Genomic DNA, 14,997 nt, shown 5'->3' with positions numbered 1-14,997 from the left:
GTGGCGAGCGCTAGATGGCGTCGGCTGCGCGGCCTCGACGAACCGCTGACCGCCCAGCCCAGTTACGCGCTCGTCGGCCGCATGCACATGCCGCAGCGGCAATCCAGTCCGGGACGCACCGTCTACCGGCGCACCGCGATCGCGTTCGCGGCGCTGCTGGTGTCGACGCTGTTGGTCTACCTCGACCGCGACGGCTACCAGGATGTGCAGGGCGACCGGCTGAGTTTCCTGGACTGCCTCTACTACTCGGCGGTGACGTTGTCGACCACCGGGTACGGCGACATCACGCCCGTCACCGAATTCTCCCGGATGATCAATGTCCTGGTCATCACCCCGTTGCGGATCGCGTTCCTGATCCTGCTGGTCGGAACGACCGTGGAGGCGTTCACCGAGAATTCCCGGCAGGCATTCCGTATTCAGCGTTGGAGGAGAAGGGTGAAAGACCACACCATCGTCATCGGGTACGGCACCAAGGGCAAGACCGCCATCGCCGCGATGCGCGGCGACGACGAGTCGCCGCCCAAGGACATCGTCGTGGTGGACAACGACCAGGGTGTCCTCGATCAGGCCGAGGGCAAGGGGCTGGTGACGGTACGCGGCGACGGCACCAAGTCCGATGTGCTGCGCCTGGCCAGTGCCCAGCGTGCGGCCGCGATCGTGGTGGCCACCGGCCGCGACGACACCGCGGCGCTGGTCACCTTGACCGCCCGCGAGATCGCCCCGGAGGCCACCATCGTGGCGGCCATCCGGGAAGCCGAGAACCAGCACCTGCTGGAACAGTCCGGCGCCAACTCGGTGGTGGTGTCCTCGGAGACGGCCGGCCGACTGCTCGGCATCGCCACCACCACGCCCAGCGTGGTGGAGATCATCGAGGATCTGCTCACCCCCGACGCCGGCTACGCCATCGCCGAGCGGGAAGTCGAGCAGCAGGAGGTCGGTGGCTCGGCGAAACATCTCAACGACATCGTGCTCGCCGTGGTCCGTGACGGGCAGCTGCTGCGGTTGGACGCACCGGAACTGGATGCGGTCGAGGCCGGCGACCGGCTGCTCTACGTGCGAACGGTGAACAACCCGTGAGCTTCCGGCTGCGCCAGATGCCGCTGCTGTCGCGGGTCGGGGCCGACCGGGCCGACCAGTTGCGCACCGACACCGACGCCGCCGTCGCCGGGTGGCCGCACGCGGCGCTGCTGCGGGTCGATGCCCGCAACCAGGTGCTGGTCGCCGGCGGGCGCGTGGTGCTGCACGACACCACCGAACTGGGTCAGACCCCGCCGCCGGATGCGGTGTTTCTGGGCCGTATCGAGGACGGCCGGCATGTCTGGGCGATCCGTGGCGCACTGGAGGCGCCGCCCGACGGCGACGTCTCGGTGCTCGACCTGCGGATGACCGGCGACGTCTTCGACGACACCAGCGCCCAGCTGGTCTCCTCGGCGATCGCCCTGCTGAATTGGCATGAGAACGCCCGGTTCTCCGCTGTCGACGGCACACCGACCAAGCCGGTGCGCAGCGGGTGGGCGCGGGCCAACCCGATCACCGGCGCCGAGGAGTTCCCGCGCATCGACCCGGCGGTGATCTGTTTGGTGCACGACGGCGCCGACCGGGTGGTGCTCGCACGGCAGCACAACTGGCCCGTGCGGATGTTCTCGCTGCTGGCCGGTTTCGTCGAAGCCGGCGAGTCGTTCGAGGCCTGTGTGGTCCGCGAGGTCCACGAGGAGGTCGGGCTGGCGGTGCGCGACGTGAGCTATCTGGGCAGCCAGCCCTGGCCGTTCCCGCGTTCGCTGATGGTCGGCTTCCACGCCGTCGCCGACCCGGGCCAGGAGTTCGTCTTCAGCGACGGCGAGATCACCGAGGCCGCGTGGTTCACCCGCGACGAGGTGCGCGCCGCGCTGTCGGCCGGCGCCTGGACGGGTGGCTCCGCGGACGCGAAACTGCTGCTGCCCGGGTCGATCTCGATCGCCCGGACCATCATCGAGTCCTGGGTCGACTGATCCGCGCGAGCAGACACCAAAGCGCCCTGAAACGGTGCGATTAGGGGGCTTTGGTGTCTGCTCGCGCAATTAATCAGCTGCTGAGCCGATCCAGCTTCGCCTTGACTTCACGCCCGGTCGGGTTCGTCATCGTCGAACCGTCGGCGAAGCGCAGCGTCGGAACCGTGCGGTTGCCGCCGTTGACCGACTCGACGAACTTGGCTGCCGTGGGGTCCTGCTCGATGTTGATCTCGTCGTAGCCGATCTCGAACTTCTCCAGGGCCTTCTTGAGCTGGCGGCAGTAACCGCACCATTGCGTCGTGTACATGATGAGCGGTGGATCGCTAACAGTCATAGCTCTTAAAGCTAGCGGCTGGGGATGCGGGCCGCTCGCGGCCCGGCGTCGGAGGCCCCTGTCAAGATGGACGCCATGGCTGACCCGAACGGAGTCCCGGCGGACGGGCTCATCGCCGGCCTGGACGACGAGCAGCGCGCCGCCGTGTTGGCTCCCCGCGGGCCGGTGTGCGTGCTGGCCGGTGCCGGAACCGGCAAGACCCGCACCATCACCCACCGGATCGCGCACCTGGTCGCGGCCGGTCACGTCGCACCGGGGCAGGTGCTGGCGGTGACGTTCACCCAGCGCGCCGCCGGGGAGATGCGGTCGCGGCTGCGCGCGCTGGGCTCGGCCGCGGGCGGCGAGGGCGGCGTTGGCAACGGCGTGGGGGCAGTTCAGGCGCTGACATTCCACGCCGCCGCGCGGCGCCAGCTGCGCTACTTCTGGCCGCGGGTGGTCGGCGAGACCGGTTGGGAACTGCTGGACCGCAAATTCGGGGTGGTCGCCCGGGCCGCCGGACATGCCGGACTGCGGCTGTCCAACGACGATGTCCGCGACGTCGCGGGCGAGATCGAGTGGGCCAAGGCGTCGCTGATCGGGCCGGAGCAATATCCGGAGGCGGTGGCCGCCGCCGGCCGCGACACGCCGATCGACGCCGCGAAACTGGCCGATGTCTACGCCGGCTATGAAGCATTGAAAGCCCGCGGCGAAGTGGCGATGCTCGACTTCGATGACCTGCTGCTGCACACCGCCGCCGCCATTGAGAACGATGCGGCGGTGGCCGCCGAATTCCGGGACCGTTACCGCTGCTTCGTCGTCGACGAATACCAGGACGTCACCCCGCTGCAGCAACGGGTGCTCTCGGCCTGGCTGGGCGAGCGCGACGATCTGACCGTGGTCGGCGACGCCAATCAGACCATCTACTCGTTCACCGGCGCCTCGCCGCGCTACCTGCTCGACTTCACCCGCCGCTTCCCGGATGCCGCCCTGGTGCGCCTGGAGCGCGACTACCGCTCCACACCGGAGGTGGTGTCGCTGGCCAACCGGGTGATCGCCGCGGCCCGCGGGCGCGTTGCGGGCAGCAAACTCAAGCTGGTCGGCCAGCGCGAGCCCGGCCCGCTGCCGACGTTTCGGGAGCATCCCGACGAGGTCGCCGAGGCGACCGCGGTGGCCAAGTCGATCGCGAGGCTGATCGACGGCGGTGTCGCGCCGGCGGAGATCGCCGTGCTGTATCGGGTCAACGCGCAGTCCGAGGTGTATGAGGAGGCGCTGACCGAGGCCGGCATCGCCTACCAGGTTCGCGGGGGAGAGGGCTTCTTCCACCGGCAGGAGATCCGGCAGGCGCTGGTGGCCTTGCGGCGGACCGCCGAGCGCGGCGACGATACCGGCTCCGCGCTCTCGGAGACGGTGCGCCGGGTGCTCGAACCGCTGGGGTTGACGGCCGAGCCACCCAGCGGCGTCAGGGCGCGGGAGCGCTGGGAGGCCCTCGGTGCGCTGGCCGAACTGGTCGACGATGAAGTGGCGCAGCGCCCCGACCTGGATCTGCCCGGTCTACTGGCCGAACTGCGGGTGCGTGCCGACTCGCGTCACCCGCCGACGGTGCAGGGCGTCACGCTGGCGTCGCTGCACGCCGCCAAGGGGCTGGAATGGGATGCGGTGTTCTTGGTGGGGCTCGTCGACGGCACCCTGCCGATCTCGCACGCCCTGGCCCACGGCCCCGACAGCGAGGCCGTCGAGGAGGAACGCCGGCTGCTCTACGTCGGCGTCACCCGCGCCCGGGTGCACCTGGCGTTGAGCTGGGCGCTGGCCCGCGCCCCCGGCGGGCGGGCCGGCCGCAAGCCGTCGCGGTTTCTGCACGGTATCGACGGCGCGGTGCCCCAACCCGATCCGCGGGCGCCCGCGCGCCGCCGCGCCCGCGGCGCGCCGAAACATTGCCGGGTCTGCAACAAGGTGCTGGGCACCCCGGCGGCCATCATGCTGAGCCGGTGCGAGACGTGCGCAGCCGATGTCGACACCGCGTTGCTGGTGGCGCTCAAGGATTGGCGGCTGCGCACCGCCACCGAGCTCAAAGTGCCCGCCTACATCGTCTTCTCCGACAACACGCTCACCGCGATCGCCGAAATGCTGCCCGCCGACGAGGCCGCTCTGGTCGCTATCCCGGGCATCGGCGCGCGCAAGCTGGAGCAGTTCGGTTCCGACGTGCTCGAGCTGGTCCGCAACCGGAGCTGAGGCCCGCACCGGAGGTAATTCGGTTGTGAGTCTCGGCCCCGACCCGTTAACCTCGGACACCATGACCACGATCAGGGGCATGCGGGTAGGCCCGGCCGGCGCGCGCCATGCCGCCGCCGAGGCGGCGGCACCGCGTATTCGCCATGCCGTCGCCGTAGTCGACGCGTCCGTGCCCCGGGGTACGCCCTAAGCGCCAGCCCCCGCCCACCGCAGGCCACGGACCCGACCAGGATCCGTGGCCGTTGTCTTTTCCCGGCACACCGCCACCAGGCCCGGATCACGCCAGACGTACCGGAAAGCAGGTGACCAGCCGATGTCCACCACTACAGCACGCACTCGGAGACTGCCCGAGTTGCCCTGCAACCGCGACCCCGATCTGTGGTTCGCCGACAACCCGGCCGATCTGGAACGGGCCAAGGTGCTCTGCGGCGACTGCCCGATCCGGCGGCAGTGCCTGGCGCTGGCGTTGCAGCGCGGCGAACCGTGGGGGGTCTGGGGCGGCGAGATCCTCGACCGTGGGACCGTCATCGGCCGTAAACGCCCTCGCGGCCGGCCCCGCAAACAGCCCCTGGCGGCGTGAGGGGGGCGGTGTGAGTCAGGCCGAGGGGCCGACCGTTGCGCCGCTGTTGGGGTCGGTGACGAAGCCCGGGACCAATTCCTCCGAGATCCGCTTGACCGGCACATGGGCGTCGAGCTGGCACATGATCGCCGTGGTCGACCCGAGCACCCGCATCGGCATCGCCAGCTTCGGCGGCAGGTCCAGCTGCCGGGCCGTCTTGAGTTGCTCGACGGGGCGTTCCAGCTGTTTGCCCGCCATCCGCATCAGCCACTTGCGGGTGTAGTGGAAGACCTCGACCTCGACCGGCTCGACGTACTGGCGCAGCATCTCGTCGATCTCGCGCACCGAGACGTTCTGGCCCTTCTGGATGAAGCCGCCCTGGCGCATCACCGCGATGACCTGCTCGTAGTCATTGTCGCGGGCGTAGCGCACGGCCGCGCCCAGCTCCGGGGGGAAGCCGCCGGGCATCGGCGCCACCGCGCCGAAGTCGATCACGCCCATCCGGCCGTCCGGCAGCAGCATGAAGTTGCCGGGGTGGGCATCACCGTGGATCAGCTCGAGACGGCGCGCCGCGTCCCAGGTGAACTCCGCCAGCCGGGTGCCCATCAGGTCCCGCTGCTCGACGGTGCCGTTGCGGATGATCTCGGCCATGCCGATGCCGTCGATCCACTCCTGGATGACCGTCTTGGGGGCGCTGGCCACCACGTTGGGGATCAGGAAGTGGGGGTGACCCGCGTAGGCCTTGGCGAAGACCCGCTGGTTGTCGGCCTCCAGCCGGTAGTCCAGCTCCATCTCGGTGCGTTCGATCAGTTCATCGATCACACCCTTGACATCCACCCCGGGAGCCAGCTGTTTGAAGATGCCGGTCAGCCGGCGGATGGTCTTCAGGTCGGCACGCAACGCCTCGTCGGCGCCCGGGTACTGGATCTTGACCGCCACCCGGCGGCCGTCGGCCCATACGCCACGATGCACCTGGCCGATGCTGGCCGAGGCGACCGGGGTGTCGTCGAAATCGCTGAACCGTTCCCGCCACTTGGTGCCCAGCTGGGCGTCGAGCACCCGATGGACCTTGTCCGCCGGTAGCGGTGGCGCGTCCTTCTGCAGTTTGGTCAGCGCCTCCCGGTAGGGCTCGCCGAACTCCTCGGGGATGGCCGCCTCCATCACCGACAGTGCCTGGCCGACCTTCATGGCGCCGCCCTTGAGCTCACCCAGGACGGTGAACAACTGGTTGGCCGCCTTCTCCATGAGTTCGGCGGTGACCTCGTCCTTCGACTTGCCGGTCAGCCGCTTCCCGAACCCGAGTGCTGCCCGGCCGGCGAACCCGACGGGCAGGCTGGCCAGCTTCGCATTGCGCGCCGCGCTCCCACGCTTGATTTCTGACACGTGTCCATCATCCATGATGTCGTTGTGGCGCTGGTCACCGCGTGTGAAATTGCCGCTGGGGGCCCACCGTCAACAACCGCACAGCGGGTGACGAGCCCAGCGCCGCGTCATGATCGACCCGGTCGCCAGATCCATTTCCAGGGTGGCGTTGAGCGTCGGCGGGGGACCGAGGTCGCTGCCGGCCGCCGGCCCGCGCACCGCCGCGATCACCCGATCGACTTGGCTGAGCGCCAGCGCCACTGTCGCCAGCACCGTCGCGCGGTCGCTGTGGGCGACCGTGTCGCGCAACTGGGCGGCCACCGCCGGCCAGGAGGCGTCCCGGTCCCGCCGGTGCAGGTCTGCGCATCCCAGGCAGCTGGTCATGCCGGGAAGCACGAGCGGGCCGACCACGCCGGTGCCGTCGCGCACCCGCACCGCAAGGTGGGCCACCCGCTCGGCGTGCAGTTCACGCACCAGCCGAGGGTCGGCGACCAGATAGTCCGACAGCACCACCAGATCCGTACCGGCGGTGCTCACCGCGGCGTGCGGCTGGCTGCTGCGCCGAACCACGGCGCCCGAGCAGCGCAGCGACTCGACCAGCAGGTCCGAGAGCGGCCCGCGGCCGTGCACCCGCAGCGACGCCGTGCGGCGCGGTCGGCGCGGAGCGCTGTCTCGCACCGCGACACCGGCGCCGACCAGCGCGCTGAGCAGGTTGTCGAGCTCCGCGGTGTCCACCGTGCCGTGGCGGGCGGCCTCGAGCCGTAGCTCGGCCGCGGTGGCCGGGGTCTGCATCGTGCGCAGCACGGCGGCCAGCCCGGTCGCGGTCAGCCCGCGCGGTGGCTGCACGAGTACGGCCCGCCCGGGATCCCAGCCCACCTGCACCGCCCCGTCCGGTCGCAGCAGCACCGGCCGTGCCGGGTCGAGGGTGTAGGCGTGCGTCTGGGATTCGACCCTGGTCACGCCTCGGAGCCTGTCACGCCGGGCGGCGTCACCGCCTCCGGTTGTCCACAGCGGCGGAGACGATGCGTCGTGCGTGAGCCCAGGCAAGGCCGATGCCGAATAGTAGAGCCAGCAGCGTGCTCGAAGCGCGCCTGCCCGTCGGCGCGGGGTTCGTCGAGAGTCAATCGCTCCAACCGCGCCCAGGTGACCACGCGCAGGTGTTCGGGGCTGTTTCGATCCAAATCGTAGATATCGCCGGTGAATTCGAGCACCGCTTCGGGGCGGAGGGTGACCGAGTTCGTTCGGTAATGTGAGGACATGCACGTCCTTCGCGACATCGACGCGATCGTCAACCAGCCGCCCCGGGTGCAGGCCCTGCGGCGGGTGATGGCGGCGGTCGCCGATGCCGTCACACCCGCCGTCGAGGCGTACCGGCCCTACGTCGACGGTCTCGACAATCTTCCGCCGGACGGCCGATTTCTGTTAGTGGGCAACCACACCCAGGTCAGTGTGGAAGCCCTGCTGATTCCCTTCCACGTTCGGCGTGCGATCGGCAAACGGGTACGTCCACTGACGGACCGGCAGTTCGGGCGGATGCGCGGGCCGGCCCGCGACCTGCTCGCCGCCGCCGGGGCGCTGGTCGGCGCCCCCGAACCCGTTCGCGAGCTGATGCGGCGCAACGAGCCCATTCTGGTGTTCCCCGGTGGCGGTCGGGAGATCCCCAAGTTCAAGGGCGAGGAGTACACCCTGCGCTGGCAGGGGCGCGCCGGATTCGCCCGCCTCGCAGTCGAATCCCGCTATCCGATCGTGCCCGTCGGACTGGTCGGGGGCGACGACGTCTACCGCAGCCTGAGCAGTCGCGGCGGCAGTTGGGAGCGCATCAGCACGGCGGTCTCCCGACGGCTATCCGGGCCCCCGGACATGGCCATACCGCTGCAGCACGGCATCGGCCCGACGCTGATCCCGCGACCGCAGCGGATGTACCTGCGTTTCGGTGCCCCCATCGACACCACCAAACCGGCCCGCATCTCGGCCGACAACTGGGTCGCCACAGTTCGGGAGAAATCGCAGCAGTCGCTGGAAGAGATCTTGGAAGACCTGCTCGCCGTCCGAGCCGACGACCCCTTCCGTCACCTCAATCCGTTGGCGTGGCGTGACGCAACCGCGCCACCGGCCTGACCCCGGGGTCAGTCGTCGGTGTCGCCGCTCGCGTCGGCGTCGCGCTGGAACTCGGCGATGGCCTGGTCGATCGCGGAGTCGATGCCGCTGGTGTCTCCCCCGATGATCCGGTCGATGAACGCGGCCGGGTCGTCGAGATCGGCGGCCTCGGGCAGCAGATCGGGGTGCTGCCACACCTGGTCGCGGGCGTCGACCCCGACAGCCACGGTTAACCGCTCCCACAGCACCGCGGCCTCGCTCAGCTTGCGGGGGCGCAATTCCAGGCCGACCAGGGTCGCGAAGGTCTGTTCGGCCGGACCGCCGGTGGCGCGGCGCCGGCGCAGCATCTCCGACAGCGCCGCAGTGCCCGGAATCCGTTCGCCCAGCGCCGCCGTCACCACCGTGCGCACCCAACCCTCGATCAGGGCCAGCAGCGTCTCCAACCGCTCCAGGGCCGCCAGTTGCTCCGGTGTCGACTTGGGCTCGAACACCCCCTGGTTGAGCAGGTCGGCCATCGCCGACGGGTCGGACATCGCCGCCGGGTCGAACCCCTGCGCCAGCTCCTCGATTCCCCGGATGTCGATCTTCATGCCGCGGGCGTAGGCCTCCACCGCGCTGAGCAGCTGGTTGGCCAGCCACGGGACGTGGGTGAACAACCGGTGGTGGGCGGCCTCACGGGCGGCCAAAAACGTGACGATCTCACTGCGCGGCTGTTCGAGTCCGCCGGCCAGTTCCTCGATCGCCCCGGGCAGCAGCGCAGCCACGCCTTTGGGGCCCAACGGCAATCCGATATCGGTCGAGGTCAGCACCTCTCCGGACAACCGGCCCAGTGCCTGGCCCAACTGTGACCCGAACGCCAGCCCGCCCATCTGCGACATCACCGACAGCAGCGGGCCGGCCATGCTCTTGGCCTCCTCGGGCAGCGCCGAGGCCCACACCGATGAGACCTGCTCGGCCATCGGGTCGCACAGGCGCTGCCAGGTCGCCATGGTGTGCTCCACCCAGTCCACGGGCGTCCAGGCGGCCGAGCCGGTGGTGCCGGCCGGCAACGACGTCGCGCCGTTGAGCCAGGTCTCGGCCAGGTGCACCGCGTCACCGATCGCGGTGGTGGTCGAGGCCGTCACGGGCGCGACCGAACCGATCGAGCGGGCGGCGACTTGGCGGGCCAGGTCGTAATTGACCGGTCCGGACGGCCGACCGCTGGTGGACACGGCGCCGCTGAACATCTGGCCGAGCTGGGTGAAGATCTGCCCCAGATCGGCGATGTTGAAACCGGCGCCCATTCCCCAGTCGCTCGGACCGGGATCTCGTCCCCCGGGCCGCTCGCGGTCGGGGTCGTCCCCGGAAGAGAAACCGAAGGGCAGATCAGCCATAGACACAACCGTACCGACCGGCGTCCGGCCACGGTGCGACACGCGGCACTCCGATGTGCGGCCCGAGGTCAGCTGGATACGGGCCGTTTACCATACCCGGGGTGAACAGGCGGATTCTGACGCTGCTGGCGGCCCTGCTGCCGGTGGTCGTGTTCGGCGTACTGCTGACGGCGGTGACCGTGCCCTTCGTGTCGCTGGGGCCGGGCCCCACCTTCGACACCCTCGGGATGGTCGACGGCAAGCAGGTGGTCGACATCCAGGGCACCCCGACGCGGACCACGTCGGGGCATTTGAACATGACCACGGTGTCCCAGCGCGACGGGCTGACGCTGGGTGAGGCGCTGGCCCTGTGGCTGTCCGGGCGTGAACAGCTCATGCCGCGTGACCTGGTCTATCCGCCCGGCAAGTCCCGCGAGGAGGTCGACGAGGACAACGACGCCGAGTTCCGTACCTCCGAGCAGAGCGCCGAATACGCCGCCCTCGGCTACCTGCGCTACCCGAGCGCGGTCACCCTTGCCGAGGTCCACGACCCCGGGCCGTCGGCCGGCGCGCTGCAGCGTGGTGACGCGGTGGACGCCGTCGACGGGGAACCCGTCTACACCGTCGAGCAGTTCACCAAGCGGTTGTCTGCCACCAAGCCGGGCGAGACGGTGGCCATCGACTACCGGCGCAAGAACGCCGCCCCCGGCACGGCGCGGATTACGCTCGGAGAGAACAAAGACCGGCCCAACGGATTCCTCGGTGTGTCAGTGCTCGACGCGCCATGGGCCCCGTTCACCGTCGAGTTCAACCTCGCCAATATCGGCGGCCCGTCGGCGGGGCTGATGTTCTCGCTGGCCGTTGTCGACAAGCTCAGCACCGGCACGCTGGCCGGACAGAACTTCATCGCCGGTACCGGGGTCATCAAGCCCAACGGTCAGGTCGACTCGATCGGGGGGATCACCCACAAGATGATCGCGGCCCGCGAGGCCGGCGCGACGGTGTTTCTGGTCCCGGCCGAGAACTGCTACGAGGCCCGCTCGGACCCCAACGGGTTGCAGCTGATCAAGGTCGACAGCCTCGCCCAGGCCGTGGACGCGTTGCGCACTCTCACCGGTGGAGGTCAGCCGCCGTCTTGCTGAGGCCAGGTTGGCTACAGTGGGGCCGTCAGGACAACCGAGCTAGGGAGCGTGGCACGTGGGGATGCAGCCCACCGCGAGAATGCCGAAGTTGACCCCGCGCAGCCGGATCATGATCGGGAGTGCGCTCGCCGTCATCGTGTTGCTGCTGGTCGGGCCGCGGCTGATCGACGGCTACGTCGACTGGCTCTGGTTCGGGGAACTGGGCTATCGGTCCGTTTTCGTCACCACCTTGCTGACCCGGCTGATCGCCTTCGTGGTGGTCGGCCTCGTCGTCGGCGGGATCGTGTTCGCCGCCCTGGCGATGGCCTTCCGGGTCCGGCCGGTGTTCGTGCCCAGCAACGGCGCCAACGACCCGGTGGCGCGTTATCGCACCGCGGTGTTGTCGCGGCTGCGACTGGTCGCGTTCGGCATACCGACGGGGATCGGTCTGCTGGCCGGGATCGTCGCCCAGAGTTACTGGGTGCGTATCCAGTTGTTCCTGCATGGCGGTGACTTCGGGATCGCCGATCCGCAGTTCGGCAAGGATCTCGGCTTCTACGCTTTCGACCTGCCGTTCTACCGGCTGATCATCGGGCTGCTGCTGGTGACGTTCTTCCTCGCCGCCATCGCGAACCTGACGACGCACTACATCTTCGGTGGCATCCGGTTGTCCGGTCGTGCCGGGGCGCTGAGCCGGCCGGCGCGCATTCAGGTCGTCAGCCTGATCGGCACCCTGGTGTTGCTCAAGGCCGCCGCCTACTGGCTGGACCGCTACGAGTTGCTCAGTCATACCCGCACCGGCAAGCCGTTCACCGGCGCCGGCTACACCGACATCAATGCGGTGCTGCCCGCCAAGATGATCCTGCTGGCGATCGCGCTGATCTGTGCGATCGCGGTGTTCTCGGCGATCGTGCTGCGCGACTTGCAGATTCCGGCGATCGGTCTGGTGCTGCTGCTGCTGTCGTCGGTGGTCATCGGTGCGGGCTGGCCGTTGCTCGTGGAACAGTTCAGCGTCAAGCCCAACGCGGCGCAGAAGGAGAGCGAGTACATCTCCCGGTCGATCGCCGCTACCCGGCACGCCTACGGGCTGACCGAGGATGTGGTCACCTACCGCAACTACAGCGGCGACGCGCGTGCGACGGCCGCGCAGGTCGGCGCCGATGCCGCCACCACCTCCAACATCCGGTTGCTGGACCCGACCATCGTCAGTCCCGCCTTCACCCAGTTCCAGCAGGGCAAGAACTTCTACTTCTTCCCCGACCAGCTCACCATCGACCGCTATCGCGACAGCGACGGCGAGTTGCGCGACTACGTGGTCGCCGCCCGCGAGCTCAACCCCGATCGGCTGATCGACAACCAGCGCGACTGGATCAACCGGCACACCGTCTACACCCACGGCAACGGGTTCATCGCTTCGCCGGCCAACACCGTGCGCGGAATCGCCAACGACCCCAACCAGAACGGCGGCTACCCCGAGTTCTTGGCGAACGTGGTCGGCGCCAACGGCAGCGTGGTCTCCCAGGGGCCGGCCCGCCTCGACCAGCCGCGGGTGTACTACGGGCCCGTGATCGCCGACACCGTCGCCGACTACGCCATCGTGGGCCGCAACGGCCCCGACCGTGAATACGACTACGAGACGAACGTCGAGACGAAGAACTACACCTACACCGGTGCCGGCGGGGTCAACATTGGAAACTGGCTGACCCGCGGTGTGTTCGCCGCGAAATTCGCCGAACGCAACTTCTTGTTCTCCAACGTGATCGGCTCGGACAGCAAGATCTTGTTCAACCGTGACCCGGCCGGCCGGGTGCAGGCGGTGGCGCCGTGGCTGACCACCGATTCCACGGTGTATCCGGCAATCGTGAACAAGCGCCTGGTGTGGATCATCGACGGCTACACCACCTTGGACAACTACCCGTACTCGCAGCTGACCTCGTTGTCGTCGGCAACCATGGACTCCAAAGAGGTGGAGTTCAACCGGCTGCTGCCCGACCGGCGGGTGTCCTACATCCGCAACTCGGTGAAGGCCACCGTCGACGCCTACGACGGAACGGTGAGCCTGTACGCCCAGGATGAGGCCGACCCGGTGCTCAAGGCGTGGATGCGGGTGTTCCCCGGGACGGTCAAACCCAAGTCGGAGATCTCACCTGAGCTTGCCGAGCACCTGCGCTATCCCGAGGATCTGTTCAAGGTGCAGCGGATGTTGCTGGCCAAGTACCACGTCAACGACCCGATCACGTTCTTCTCCACCTCGGACTTCTGGGACGTGCCGCTGGACCCCAACCCGACCGCCAGCAGCTTCCAGCCGCCGTACTACATCGTCGCGAAAAACCTTGTCAAGGAAGACGGTTCGGCGTCCTATCAGCTGACCAGCGCGATGAACCGGTTCAAGCGCGACTATCTGGCCGCCTACATCAGCGCCAGTTCGGACCCGGACACCTACGGCAAGATCACCGTGCTGACCATCCCGGGTCAGGTCAACGGCCCCAAGCTGGCCAATAACGCGATCACTACCGACACCGCGGTCAGCCAGGACCTCGGGGTGATCGGGCGCGACAACCAGAACCGCATCCGGTGGGGCAACCTGCTGACCCTGCCGGTGGCCCAGGGCGGGCTGCTCTACGTCGAACCGGTCTATGCCTCGCCGGGTTCCAGCGACGCCGCGTCGTCGTACCCGCGGTTGATCCGGGTGGCGATGATGTACAACGACAAGATCGGTTACGGGCCAACGGTTTCCGACGCGCTCACCGGCCTGTTCGGGCCCGGGGCCAGTGCAGCGGCGACCGACATCGCGCCCACCGACGGCAGCGCCGCGGCCCAGCAGCAGCCGCCGCCGGCGAGCGCTCCGCCCGCCGCGGCGGTGCCACCTCCGCCGGCGGGCAGTGCCGGGCTGTCGGCGGCGAAGGTCGCTGCGCTGCAAGAGATCGAGGCGGCGATCACCGCGGTGCGCGAGACCCAGCGCCGCGGCGACTTCGCGGGCTACGGATCGGCGCTGCAGCGCCTGGACGATGCGATGGCGAAGTTCAACAGCACCAAGTAGCGGTCGTCAGCGCCCGCGATGATGGTCCGGACCAAGTGCGGCGCGGGCCCGGGCGTTCCAGTGGTGCCGCGGCGTACGGGTGGACAAGCGGGCCAACCTGGCGAACCGCTTTAGCGATCGCCGGTCGGCGGGTGTGACGGTGATTCCGGTGAGTTCGCGGGCACGGGAATGCTGCAGCGCGCGGATGGCCGGGCGGGGGACCGCACGCATCCACCAGTCGGTGGGGGCGAAAATCTGCTCGCGGAACGGTTCGAAGTGCTGGCCGGCGAACAACATTGTCGCGCAGTAGTCCTCGAAGTAGTCGACGAACTCCGGCCAGCTAGGCGGCATCGACCGGCTTGATATGCCGTATTTGCGGTACCAGGCACAGCACTCCTGATAGAGCTGCTCGTGTTCGCGCTTGTCGAGCGGCCGGATGAAGGTGTTGACCATGACGAAGAGAGACTCGACGTACGCCGCGTGCTGGAAATGAAAGGTATCGGGGCTGAGCGCATGGTATTTCTGGCCAACGCTGTCCAGGCCCTTGACGTGTTCGTGCGCGAAGCGCATCTGCGGGCTCATGTCGACATCGGTGTAGGCGTAGTTGACCGCCTGGGTGACGGTGCGCTTCTTGTGTAGCCAGATGCGATCGCGCATCAGGGCGTGCTCGGTGATGCCGGCGGCGATACCCGGATGCAGCATCAGCAGACCTACCGCCCTGGGCAACACGAACAGGAAACGCCGGTCGGCCAGCACATGCCAAAGCATGCTGTCGGAGTTCAGGTCCTGCACCGCGGATGACGACATGATCAGATCCGCGGTTTTTGCGCGGTGAGCAGCCGGCTGAAGTCATTTGCGATCCCAGGCATCCGTCGATTCTCTCGCTGCTTTGGTCCTGGCCCAACTGGGGGTCGGCGCGATGCAGCAGCAGCGTTCAGGCCAGGCGATTTGGCGCCT

At 68.8% G+C, this 14,997-nt stretch carries 13 protein-coding genes; 7 read left to right on the top strand and 6 right to left on the bottom strand.

Translation table 11 applies throughout. The annotated features are described in order from the left end of the window. Both BST10_RS00795 and nudC read left to right on the top strand, forming a co-directional pair. Complete coding sequence (locus tag BST10_RS00795; RefSeq protein WP_083035846.1) at positions 1-1,077, top strand: potassium channel family protein; 1,077 nt, start codon at positions 1-3, stop codon at positions 1,075-1,077. A gap of 17 nt (positions 1,078-1,094) precedes the next feature. Then, the gene (nudC, locus tag BST10_RS00790; RefSeq protein WP_083036111.1) at positions 1,095-1,988 is read left to right on the top strand and encodes an NAD(+) diphosphatase; all 894 of its coding nucleotides are present in this window, start codon (positions 1,095-1,097) and stop codon (positions 1,986-1,988) included. Between the two features lie 73 nt (positions 1,989-2,061). Here nudC and BST10_RS00785 read toward each other — a convergent pair whose 3' ends face one another. Further along, a complete protein-coding gene (locus tag BST10_RS00785) occupies positions 2,062-2,322 on the bottom strand; it encodes a mycoredoxin (protein ID WP_041318427.1) in 261 nt (86 codons plus the stop codon). Between the two features lie 75 nt (positions 2,323-2,397). On the opposite strand from BST10_RS00785, the gene BST10_RS00780 reads away from it, so the two are divergent. Further along, the gene (locus tag BST10_RS00780) at positions 2,398-4,530 is read left to right on the top strand and encodes an ATP-dependent DNA helicase UvrD2 (RefSeq protein ID WP_371869141.1); all 2,133 of its coding nucleotides are present in this window, start codon (positions 2,398-2,400) and stop codon (positions 4,528-4,530) included. Between the two features lie 313 nt (positions 4,531-4,843). Then, positions 4,844-5,110: a WhiB family transcriptional regulator gene (locus tag BST10_RS00775; protein WP_041318425.1), complete on the top strand. Its 267-nt coding sequence runs from the start codon at positions 4,844-4,846 to the stop codon at positions 5,108-5,110. A gap of 15 nt (positions 5,111-5,125) precedes the next feature. On the opposite strand, the gene BST10_RS00770 is transcribed toward BST10_RS00775, so the two are convergent. Genes BST10_RS00770 through BST10_RS22880 form a run of 3 tightly spaced genes read right to left on the bottom strand, consistent with a single transcriptional unit; the run spans position 5,126 to position 7,710 of the window. Next, complete coding sequence (locus BST10_RS00770) at positions 5,126-6,487, bottom strand: macrolide-binding ATPase MABP-1 (RefSeq protein ID WP_083035844.1); 1,362 nt, start codon at positions 6,485-6,487, stop codon at positions 5,126-5,128. Between the two features lie 54 nt (positions 6,488-6,541). Next, positions 6,542-7,411, bottom strand: a complete 870-nt coding sequence (locus BST10_RS00765; RefSeq protein ID WP_013829838.1) for a cyclodehydratase — start codon at positions 7,409-7,411, stop codon at positions 6,542-6,544. Then, positions 7,408-7,710 (bottom strand): hypothetical protein, encoded by a 303-nt coding sequence (locus BST10_RS22880; RefSeq protein WP_133054394.1) that lies wholly within the window; start codon positions 7,708-7,710, stop codon positions 7,408-7,410. Before BST10_RS22880 ends, BST10_RS00765 begins: the two co-directional genes overlap by 4 nt. Here BST10_RS22880 and BST10_RS00760 point away from each other — a divergent pair. Then, complete coding sequence (locus BST10_RS00760) at positions 7,709-8,569, top strand: lysophospholipid acyltransferase family protein (RefSeq protein WP_083035842.1); 861 nt, start codon at positions 7,709-7,711, stop codon at positions 8,567-8,569. The two genes, BST10_RS22880 and BST10_RS00760, sit on opposite strands and share 2 nt — an antisense overlap. Before the next feature lie 8 nt (positions 8,570-8,577). Here the strand turns inward: BST10_RS00760 and BST10_RS00755 are convergent, their stop codons facing one another. Beyond that, the gene (locus BST10_RS00755) at positions 8,578-9,921 is read right to left on the bottom strand and encodes a zinc-dependent metalloprotease (RefSeq protein ID WP_041318419.1); all 1,344 of its coding nucleotides are present in this window, start codon (positions 9,919-9,921) and stop codon (positions 8,578-8,580) included. A gap of 101 nt (positions 9,922-10,022) precedes the next feature. Here BST10_RS00755 and BST10_RS00750 point away from each other — a divergent pair, with 101 nt between their 5' ends. Both BST10_RS00750 and BST10_RS00745 read left to right on the top strand, forming a co-directional pair. After that, positions 10,023-11,042 (top strand): YlbL family protein, encoded by a 1,020-nt coding sequence (locus tag BST10_RS00750; protein ID WP_083035840.1) that lies wholly within the window; start codon positions 10,023-10,025, stop codon positions 11,040-11,042. A gap of 55 nt (positions 11,043-11,097) precedes the next feature. Next, a complete protein-coding gene (locus BST10_RS00745; protein WP_083035837.1) occupies positions 11,098-14,061 on the top strand; it encodes a UPF0182 family protein in 2,964 nt (987 codons plus the stop codon). 6 nt (positions 14,062-14,067) lie between these two features. Here the strand turns inward: BST10_RS00745 and BST10_RS00740 are convergent, their stop codons facing one another. Then, positions 14,068-14,796, bottom strand: a complete 729-nt coding sequence (locus BST10_RS00740; RefSeq protein WP_235673625.1) for an oxygenase MpaB family protein — start codon at positions 14,794-14,796, stop codon at positions 14,068-14,070. Positions 14,797-14,997 lie beyond the last annotated feature (201 nt).

The sequence above is a fragment of the Mycolicibacter algericus DSM 45454 genome, from assembly GCF_002086455.1.
GTDB lineage: Bacteria > Actinomycetota > Actinomycetes > Mycobacteriales > Mycobacteriaceae > Mycobacterium > Mycobacterium algericum.
The sequence above is the reverse complement of the archived record's forward strand: the minus strand, read 5'-3'. Positions and strand labels throughout refer to the sequence as shown.